This is a genomic window from Dactylosporangium sp. NPDC006015 (genome assembly GCF_040614215.1).
GTDB classification, from domain to species: Bacteria; Actinomycetota; Actinomycetes; order Mycobacteriales; family Micromonosporaceae; genus Dactylosporangium; species Dactylosporangium maewongense.
Genome location: NZ_JBEXUD010000101.1, coordinates 1 through 9,162, shown reverse-complemented (window position 1 = coordinate 9,162; position 9,162 = coordinate 1). Strand labels below are relative to the sequence as shown.

The window sequence follows — 9,162 nt, the reverse complement described above, 5'->3', positions numbered from 1 at the left end:
GTCCTCGTCGACGACCCGACGAAGCGGACCGTGGCCGGCGGGCTGGGCGCGTTCCAGGGCCAGTACGGCACCGACATCGTGCTGCTCTGCGCCGGTTCCCTGCTGATCATCCTGCCCTCGCTGGCGATCTTCCTGATCTTCCAGCGCAACTTCGTCAAGGCGCTGATGCAAGGAGCCGTCAAGTGACGGACCGAGTCCCGCCCCTGGAGGTTCCATCGCATCTGGCCGACCGACTGCTTCAACGACCCGGCAGGCCAAGCCGCCGCGGCCGTCGCCGCCTACGAAGCCGCCCTCGCTGCCGACTCCCAACCCAGGACCACAGTGATCGAGGAGAACTCGCCGACGGCGGATCTGTTGCCGGCCGAGCACCTCATGGACGCCGGTTACCCTTCCAACACGAACCTGCTGGCCTGCCGCACCGAGTACCAGGTCCGCCTGATCGCCCCGATGCGCGGCGACTCCTCCCGCCACGCCCGCACCAACAGCCCTACGCCCGAACCGCGTCCACCATCGACTTCGACCAGCAACGAGCGATCTGCCCGCGAGGCCACCACTCGGCCACCTGAAACCCCACCCGCCAAGACGGTCAGGACGTCATCGAGGTCAGCTTCCCCTCAGCGCCTGCATCATCTGCCCGGCCCGCACCGAGCGCACCCGCTCACAGCAGCGCCGACGACAGTTGACGCTACGACCCGCCACCTGTACGAATCCCTCCGCGACGCTGCGGGTGCCAACAAATCATCCGGCCAGGTTACGGACTTTGATCGGCAATCTCTGGCATGACCGCCGACCGCCTGCTCGCCGTCGGCGACAACCCCGAACGCATGACCAGTGAGGCCCCTTTGCCGCCCTCTGCGGCGTCAGCCCGATCGAAGCCTCATCCGGCAAGACACAGCGCCGCCGCCTCAACCGCGGCGGCGGCCGCCGCGCCAACTCAGCCCTCTACACCATCACCCTCGCCAGACTCCGCTGGGACCAACGCACCCGCGCCTACGTCGAACGACGCACCAGCGAAGGCAAAACCCGACGCGAAGCCATCCGCTGCCTGAAGCGCTACATCGCCCGCGAGCTCTACCAACTCATCACCCGACACCAGCCCCTCAACCCCTTGACATCCATAGGGGCATCAAGCTCGCCACGCGCTACCAGGCCACCGTCACCATCACCGCGATCAACGAATGGCTCTGACCCGACCTACCAAACACGTCTTAGGTCCACCACAAACCTACATCGAAGGACCACCGACATTCGCGAACGCGCCGGAAAGACTGAAGCCCGTCAACGAAACGAGAAGGGCTTCGAATCATGAACCAGGCAGTCGTGCGTCGCGTCACCGGGCTCTGCGGGATCCTCACGGCGATCGCGCTCATCGTCGAGGTGCCCCTGTACTTCATCTACGACGGCCCGCCGCCGGACTGGAACGTGCTGACGCGCATCCTCATCGGGATCCTCGCGTTCGTCGCGTTCACAGGCCTCGTCACCGGCCTGCGCGAACTGGTCCGCCGGGCCGCTCCCGATCACGAATGGGCGGCGTCGCTCGTATCGGCGGCAGGCCTGATGTACATCACGGTCACGCTCGTCTCCATGGGCCTCGAGGCCGGTGCAGTCATCGCCGCTGACACGGCCATCGACCCGACGATCGACGTGTCCGGCACGTACATCCTGTATGGCACGATCGGCCGCACCACCCTGGCGCTGTTCCTGGCCGCGCTCGGCTCGCTCGTCCTGCGAACCGGCATCCTGCCCCGCTGGACTGGCGTCACCGCCGTGACGCTCGCCGTCGTCAGCGCCGCCTTCATCCCGTCCATCTACTTCGGCAACGACCCGGCGAACTTCTACGCCGCCAACGGTTGGGGGAGCACCGCCACCGTCGGCGCACTGCTGAGCTACTGGCTGCTCGCCTTCGGCATCAGCGTCACGCGCAGCGCGCGCCGGTAAGCCGGACACGCGGAGAACGACCGTTGCGCCAGCCGCAACGGTCGTCGCGTTCGTCGCCTGCGGCGGGCGGCACCGGCGGGGCTCCCGGCGTGCTCCGGCGGCGTCGGTCAGGCGTCGATGTTGCAGCGGCGCTCACCTTTCTACGAGTCCGTCGTCGGGCTCGACGCCGTCCATCGCGACGACGTCTCGGTCGCCCTGCGGTCCGTGCGACCAGACCGACGATTTGGTTGGCGGCTTGCCGACAGCGCGTCGCGTTGACCCGGGCGTAGTCGGTGCACAGAGTGCCGGCCACAAGGTTCGCTCATGCTGCGGCGTGCTCCACCAGGGCGGTCACTGCCGGATGCCACAGCCGGTCGATGGCGCCACGGAGCACCAGCCGCCGGGCCAGGACCGGCCGCAGCGGTACCAGCACCAGTCGCGGGTCGAGCATGGCGGCGGCGAGCCCGGGCACGATCGACACACCGATCCCGGCCCGAACCATCGCGAACAGGGTGCCCAGCTCCCGCACCTGGTGCGTCGGCGCGAACGGGACGCCGCTGCGGCGGTGCGCCTCGCGGACGTGCCGCTCGCAGCCGCCGCGCGAGAGCAGGAACGCGTCGTCCTGCAGATCGGCGACGCCGACGGCGTGCTCGCCGGCGAGGGGATGGTCGCGACGCAGTACCGCATGGAACGTATCCTCCGCGAGGACATGACCTGGTCCGGGTGGTGGGTCCACGACGACGGCCAGATCGACGGTGTGGTCGGCGAGCCATTCGGCGACCTCGTCGTCCTCACCCTCGAACAGTGCCACGTCGACGCCGGGCAGTTCGTCCCGCCAGCGGGCCAGCAGCCCCGGCATGAGGCCCTGGCACACCGTCGGTGGCGCGGCGAGCTTGATCGAGCCGGCCGGTCGGCCGTCACGCTGGGCGGCCAGCATCCCGATCGCCGCTGCGGCAACCACCGCCGCTCGGGCGTGCCCGGCGATCGCCGCACCGAAGGCGGTCGCACGAACCCCACCCTGCCGGATCAGCACCGGATGGCCGAGGGTCCGCTCGAGCGTGGCGATCGTGTGCGACACCGCTGACTGGCTGATGCCGAGCGTCGCCGCGGCGCCGCTGAAGCTGCCGTCGTCGAGGACCGCGACGAAGGCGCGGAGCTGTGCCAGATGCATGAGCACTCCTCATAGTGCACTGCGTGCCACTTGTTGGACTCATGATGTGGCGCGGACGCATGATCCGTCCATGCGCAACGTCCGCTGGCTGCCCTCATTCCTAGCGCTCTCCCTGATCTGGGGGTCTAGTTTCCTGTTCATCAAGGTCGCGGTCACCGCCGGCGTCGAGCCGGTGTGGCTCGCGTTCTGGCGCTGCGCCTTCGGAGCCATGGCCCTGGCGGTGTGCTGCCTGGTCCTGCGGGCGCCCCTGTCCCGGGACCCTGTCGTGTGGGGCCATGCCTTCGTCGTCGCCGCGCTGCTCAATGCCGTGCCGTTCGCGCTGTTCGCGTACGGGCAGACGCAGATCACCACCGTGCTCGCCGGCGTGTTCAACGCCACGACCCCGCTGACGACGTTCGTCTTCGCGCTGGTCCTGGTCCCCGCGGAGCGGCCGACCGCCCGCCGCATGGTCGGCCTGGTCGCGGCGTTTGCGGGAGTGCTCGTCGTGCTCGGCGTCTGGGACGGGCTCGCCGGGGCACCGCTGCTCGGCACGCTCGCCTGCCTCGGCGGGACCCTCTGCTACGGCGCCGGGTTCGCGTACACGCGCCGATTCCTCTCCGGCCGGGCGGAGTCGGCAGCAACGCTGTCGGTGATGCAGATCGGCACCGCGACACTCCAGCTGGCGCTGGTAGCCCCGCTCGTCGGCGGCGCGCCCAGCTGGCCCGGCCCGCAGGCGGCCCTCGGGCTCGTGACGCTGGGGGCGGTCGGCACCGGCGTCGCCTACATCCTGAACCTGCGCATCATCCAGGCCGCCGGCCCGACCGTGGCGGCGTCCGTCACATATCTCGTCCCGCTATGGTCGACGCTGTTCGGCGCGGTCCTGCTCGGCGAGCCGGTCGGGCCCACGACACTCGCGGGCGCGGCCCTGGTGATCGGCGGCGCGATGCTGACGGCCGCACGGAGGGACACCCCATCCACGGTCGGCGCCGACCAGGAGGCCCCTCCTCACCACGTGCCACCTCCGACGCCCGCTCCCGCCACGTCCCCCGCACAGCCGTGACGGGTGCTGCTTCAGCAGTGTCGGTGATCTGCTCGATGGCGTCGATCTGTTCGATCAGGGCGGTCAGCGCGGCCAGGGCGGCCAGGTAGGCGCGGTCCGCCGACCGGGGAACGGGCCGTTCGATATCGAGGGGTGTCAGCAGATCGGCGATCACCGTGTTCTCGCCGCGTTTGCCGGGGACCTGGCGTTGGCCCAGGACCACCCCGTGGTCGTGAGTGACCGCTGCGACGAGGAACACCTGCCCGGCCGGGGTGCGGGTGCCGTGCAACAGCTTCCCGTCGATCGCGGCGGCGGGCAGCAACCCAGCCGGGGCCGGGTGGGTCACCGCTCGCGTGGCGGCGCGGCGTTGCTCACGCTCGACCGGCACGCGGCTGATCTACCCCTTGTGGAAGGCAAGCAGACCGCGTTCGACCATGACGTCGTCGTGCCGCTGGTGATCGCCGGCCCCAGCGTCCCTGCCGGCACGAGCCGCCCCCAGATCGTGCAGAACATCGACCTTGCCCCCACGTTCCAGCGCATCGGAGACGCGCCCGTCGCAGGCGACGTCAACGGCCGCAGCCTTCTCACCCTGCTCACCGGCGGACAGACCGCACCGCGGCGCACCGGCTCGCTCATTGAGCACCACGGCCCAGGCACCAGCGTCGACGACCCTGACGTGCAGGATGCCCGCAACGGCATGCCGACCACCTATGAGGCGCTGCGCACGGCGACCTACACCTACATCGAATACGACAACGGCGAGCGGCCGGACTTGTACGGATCCGCCATTCGTGATCATGGCTGGAGTTGTGCGGGCGGGATCCGAATCCCACCTGTCCGAGACCGTAGGTCGTGCGCTCGAACGCGGTCCCCGGCACGGTTGGGGTCGTCGCCCTCACTGAACGGAGCAAGCAGCCGCGCTGGTGGGGAGGCGGTGAACCTGCCGCCCTTGAACGCCAGCCAGCGCACCAGTTGTAGGCAGTCCTCGTCACTGAGCACGGGATCTTCGCCGACCTCGGGTACCTCGAAGGCGCCGCACCGGGCCGCAACCGCCACACCGAAGGCACCGCCCCATGAGGGCGGTGCCGAAAGATTCGGACCGCCGGCCACCTTCGGGATCTGGGCCAACGGCGTCAACGGCTCGGCAGGGTCATCGAGGCTGAGCGCGACGAGACGTTTTCGTCATCATCCCCGGAGGCTCGGCGACGATACGGCGAGCACGCCTCGGCGACAGCACGTCGGCCCCGCTCTCCGTCGGCGTCAGGAACAGGGTCATCGGCCACCTGCTTAACCGAGCGGGCCCGTACTTCGTGCTCGGCAGGCTGGCCGTCCCGCAGCAACGGAACTTCGCCGGGCGTGACACGCTCACGCTGGCCGACCGTGGTGGTGAGCAGAACGACGTAGTCCGGGTCGTAGGTACGCGCGGCCTGCAGCAGCGCTGGCGCTACTTCACCTTGCACATGCGGTATGAGGAGGAATCCTCGCCCGCCCCACAGGTGGGTCGCCGCGTGAATGGCCAGCTGCGCCCAGTAGTGCCACGCGCCGCCTCCATCGAAGACGATGGCGACGCGGGGTGCGGAAAGCCCGATCTGGGCAACGATCGGCGCGGGTGTGGGCATCCTGAACACCCTAAAAGACAGTGATCTACCGGCGGGCCGAGGCGGGCCGGACGACCCGAGCCGCCGCGGCGGTGGGAGATGCTGAGCCGGCTGGTCCGGCGCTGGTTCTGCGCTGGTCGGCCATTGGTCGGCCGTCGACTTCCAGGCACGACGAGCGCCGGGCGCCTGCGACAACCCCGCTCGTCGTGAGAATGATTCGTGTCTACAGTCCGACAGCTGCGTTCCCGCTCCCGTCTGATCGGTACATGATCGGCGCCGCGGCGACCGGCAGCGGCCGCTTGTCCCGGCCCACCGGGACGGTGGTCCCTTACCGCTCGGGACAGGCGCGTGGTGTCCTGCTCGGGCCAGGCCGGATGCCGTCGCCCCGGCCGAACCGGCCAGTGCCTGGCCCGGGAAGCGTCGTGAGACCGTTGGTGAGGAAGTTCTTTGAGACGTAGCTCAACCGGCCGGCGTTGGCTGGCCCTGGCCGTCGTCGCGACACTGGCGGCGAGTGGCTGCACCGACGACAGCGACCGCGACGACACAGCCGCACGCGGCGCCGTCGACCGCAAGTCCGTCGCCGCCGCCGCTGCCGGCCTGCCCGCCGAGCCGGCGGCCGCGGCGGAGCAGCTCGTCGCGACGATCACCAGCGACCTGGCCGGCGCCCCGGCCGCCACCGCCGAGCTGCTGCGGCGCTCGGGGTTCGCGATCGTGTCCGCGAAAGGGCCGGTCGTCGCCGCCCCGGACGAGGTGACGCTGCTGGACGCGCCGATCTACGCCGAGCTGGTCCCGCTGCTCGCCGAGGCGACGCGGGAGGGCGACAGGTACACGCCGGAGCAGTTCTCGGCGCTGCTGGTGGCCGTCGGGCTGACCGACAAGGCGCCGACCTTCGCGCAGCTCGCCACGGCGATCGGCGGCTGGGGCAAGCAGCCCGGCGACGGCGCGGTGTTCACGACCGCGGGCGCCGCCGTGCGCGCCCTCGCCGCCCAGCACCGCCAGGTGATCCATCCCGCCGCCGACCCGGCCGAGGTGTGGTTCGACCCGTTGCAGACGATCCTCCTGCTCAGCCACGCGACGAGTCGGTTCGCGCTGGTAGCCAAGGGTGCCAAGAACGGCGCGGCCGCGCCCGCGCCCGGCCTGTTCGACCGGCTGGTCGGCGGCGGCGTGGCCCACGCGGAGGACCCGAAGGGCGCGTGCGGCGAGTTCGCGGCCCTGTTCGCCGCCCCGGACGACCCGGTCATCAAGGCCAACAGCGACTTCCTGAAAGGGGAGCTCAAGGACCGGCTGGCCGGCGCGATTCTCGGCGAGGGCGCGAAGGAGATCTTCGACAAGGCCAACGAGGCGTGGGGCAAGGCCGGCGCCACGGCCAGCGCGATCATGCTGATGCTCGGCACCCGCATCGACCTCACCGCCGACAAGTCCGCGACGCACTTCAAGCACGCCCCGGGCAGCCGCGGCGAGCATGTGACGCTGACCGCCACCGCGATCTTCGACATCAAGGTCGCCCTGGAGAAGCTCGAATGCTACGCGCTCGCCGGCGTCGAGATGCCGAAGGCCGGGCCGATGGAGGGCCTGACGGTCCGCTGGTCCAGCCAGCAGCCGCAGGTCGGTACCATCCAGAAGGGCGGCGGCCAGCTCTTGCAGGCGGTGGCCGCGGACAGCGCCAAGATGACCCGTGGCGAGAAGACCGGCAAGGACGGCAAGTCCACCCTGGAGGTCAAGCCGCCGGTCGAGGACCCGCCGGGCGAGGGGCCGGAGCTGCGCGGCAAGGCGACGTTCATCGCGGCGCTGGACAAGGAGAGCTTCCCGTTCGAGCTCGGCGACACCTACGGCCTGCTCGGCAACCCGGTCGGCTACGGCATCGGCAAGACCTTCGACCTGCTCCGCGACGTCCTGGTCAAGGCCGGGCTGCCGAGCCAGACGATCACGATCGCGGTCACCTACCACGGCTCGGACATCCTCGTCGCCAAGGGCAGCAACTCCGTGAACCTGATCCTCGCGTCGATTCCCAAGGTGTACGTCGACCTGGTGAGCTGCACCGGCTTGGCCGGGCCGTTCAAGGGCAAGGGCGGCTACAGCGGGGTCGAGTACAGCGAGTTCGAGCAGCTCGCCGGCGCCGTCGCCGGGATTCCCGTCCCGAAGAGCATCGGCGGCCAGGAGAACTCGAACCTCAGCGTCCTGACCAACGACCGGTCCGGCCCCAACCCGTTCTTCATCATGACCGGCGAGGGCGGCAAGCAGTTCCTGGACGGGGTCCTCGACCTCAACCCGGACCGCTACCTGAACACCCGCGCCGAGATCCTCGACGACTGGCGGGTCGGCCGCCCGGTCGGCGAGGTGGAGATCCTCCTGGCCGGCAACTCGTTCCCGCTCAGCGACCTCACCTGGCCCGTCCTGCGGGTCACCGAGGACCCGCGCTGCCCGAAGGTGACGTATGAGTACGACAACCTCTGACCACCGCCGCAGGGTGTTCACCGGACTGCTCGCCACGGTCCTCGCCGGGGGCCTCGCCGCGTGCACCTCGGACCACAAGCCCGCGCCGCGGCCGACGACCGGGGCGGGCGCGAACCCGCCGGGGGCCGCGCTGCCGGCCGGCTTCGCCGGTCTCTACGTCACCCCCGAGGTGATCGCGGTACCGCTGCCCGGCGACGGGCTGCGCATGGTCACGGCGCAGCGGTGCGACCGCCTCGTGGACATGCTGGGCGCCGGCGAGTGGTACGTCGCCGACGAACTGCGCTACCCCAAGGAAGCGGCGGCCTCCCAGGAGGTCTTCAGCGGTCTCGGCCTGATGCCCGCCCTCCTGCTGCGGCGCGGCAACCGGCGGGTGTTCGCCACGATCGAGGGCGCCACGGACTGCACGGCGACCCTCACCACCCTGCCGGCGCAGGAGATCACGGTCAGCGGTGCCGGGATGCCCGGCACCCGCCCGGGCTGGGCGGCCACCACCCGGTGCTACCGCAGCGGCGGCGACCTCAGCGTGTCGTTCTACTTCGACACGGACGCACACGTCGGCGCCATCGGCACCGTCACCATCGCCGCCGACGGCAGCGTCTCCGACGAGGACCTGAGCATCACCGTCGTCCAGCACACCGGCGCCCTCATGAACACCCTGTCCGGCCTCGACTGGTCCGCCCCGAAACCGAAGAAAGGGGTGACCCTCAGCGAACTGACGGCGGAGGACGTCGACGGCGCGAAGGCGTCGATGACCGGCCCGGCCGAGCGGCCCGCGGGCACACTGACCCTGCCGGCCCTCAGCGACGACGCGGGCAAGCTGGGCGAGGTCAGCATCACCGTGCCGTTCGCCTGCGCGGAGGTCGGTACCCTCGGCGCCTGACGCGTGCTGTCTCACGGGCGTGGGGGGGGGGGGGGGGGGGGGCCCCCGGGGGGGCGGGTGGGGGGGGGGGGGGGGGCGGCCGCGGCGGCCGGCGGCGTGCCGCCGCGCCGCCCAGCGCGCGACC

Annotated in this window: 7 protein-coding genes and 2 pseudogenes; 6 read left to right on the top strand and 3 right to left on the bottom strand. The window is 70.7% G+C overall.

What is annotated here, in order from left to right; genetic code table 11:
• From ABZ321_RS57920 to ABZ321_RS57910, 3 genes and pseudogenes are all read left to right on the top strand, one after another.
• Positions 1-186: pseudogene (locus tag ABZ321_RS57920) on the top strand (carbohydrate ABC transporter permease); the annotation flags it as partial.
• 608 nt (positions 187-794) lie between these two features.
• Positions 795-1,096 (top strand): annotated as a pseudogene (locus ABZ321_RS57915) (transposase); the annotation flags it as partial.
• A 209-nt stretch (positions 1,097-1,305) separates the two neighbouring features.
• Positions 1,306-1,938: a hypothetical protein gene (locus ABZ321_RS57910; protein ID WP_344510798.1), complete on the top strand. Its 633-nt coding sequence runs from the start codon at positions 1,306-1,308 to the stop codon at positions 1,936-1,938.
• A gap of 301 nt (positions 1,939-2,239) precedes the next feature.
• Here ABZ321_RS57910 and ABZ321_RS57905 read toward each other — a convergent pair whose 3' ends face one another.
• Entirely contained in the window at positions 2,240-3,088 is an 849-nt protein-coding gene (locus tag ABZ321_RS57905; protein WP_354905598.1) for a LysR family transcriptional regulator, read from the bottom strand.
• 70 nt (positions 3,089-3,158) lie between these two features.
• On the opposite strand from ABZ321_RS57905, the gene ABZ321_RS57900 reads away from it, so the two are divergent.
• Entirely contained in the window at positions 3,159-4,127 is a 969-nt protein-coding gene (locus tag ABZ321_RS57900; RefSeq protein WP_344510802.1) for a DMT family transporter, read from the top strand.
• A gap of 376 nt (positions 4,128-4,503) precedes the next feature.
• Here ABZ321_RS57900 and ABZ321_RS57895 read toward each other — a convergent pair whose 3' ends face one another.
• Positions 4,504-4,905 carry a hypothetical protein gene (locus tag ABZ321_RS57895; protein ID WP_354905595.1) on the bottom strand — a complete coding sequence of 134 codons (402 nt, stop codon included), beginning with the start codon at positions 4,903-4,905 and terminating at the stop codon, positions 4,504-4,506.
• Positions 4,906-5,239: 334 nt separating this feature from the next.
• The gene (locus ABZ321_RS57890) at positions 5,240-5,725 is read right to left on the bottom strand and encodes a hypothetical protein (protein WP_354905593.1); all 486 of its coding nucleotides are present in this window, start codon (positions 5,723-5,725) and stop codon (positions 5,240-5,242) included.
• 426 nt (positions 5,726-6,151) lie between these two features.
• On the opposite strand from ABZ321_RS57890, the gene ABZ321_RS57885 reads away from it, so the two are divergent.
• Together ABZ321_RS57885 and ABZ321_RS57880 are read left to right on the top strand one after the other, a co-directional pair.
• On the top strand, positions 6,152-8,158 hold the full coding sequence (locus tag ABZ321_RS57885) for a hypothetical protein (protein WP_354905591.1): 2,007 nt from the start codon (positions 6,152-6,154) through the stop codon (positions 8,156-8,158).
• Positions 8,139-9,038, top strand: a complete 900-nt coding sequence (locus ABZ321_RS57880) for a hypothetical protein (protein ID WP_354905588.1) — start codon at positions 8,139-8,141, stop codon at positions 9,036-9,038. The genes ABZ321_RS57885 and ABZ321_RS57880 overlap by 20 nt, the downstream gene beginning before the upstream one ends.
• Positions 9,039-9,162: the final 124 nt, after the last annotated feature.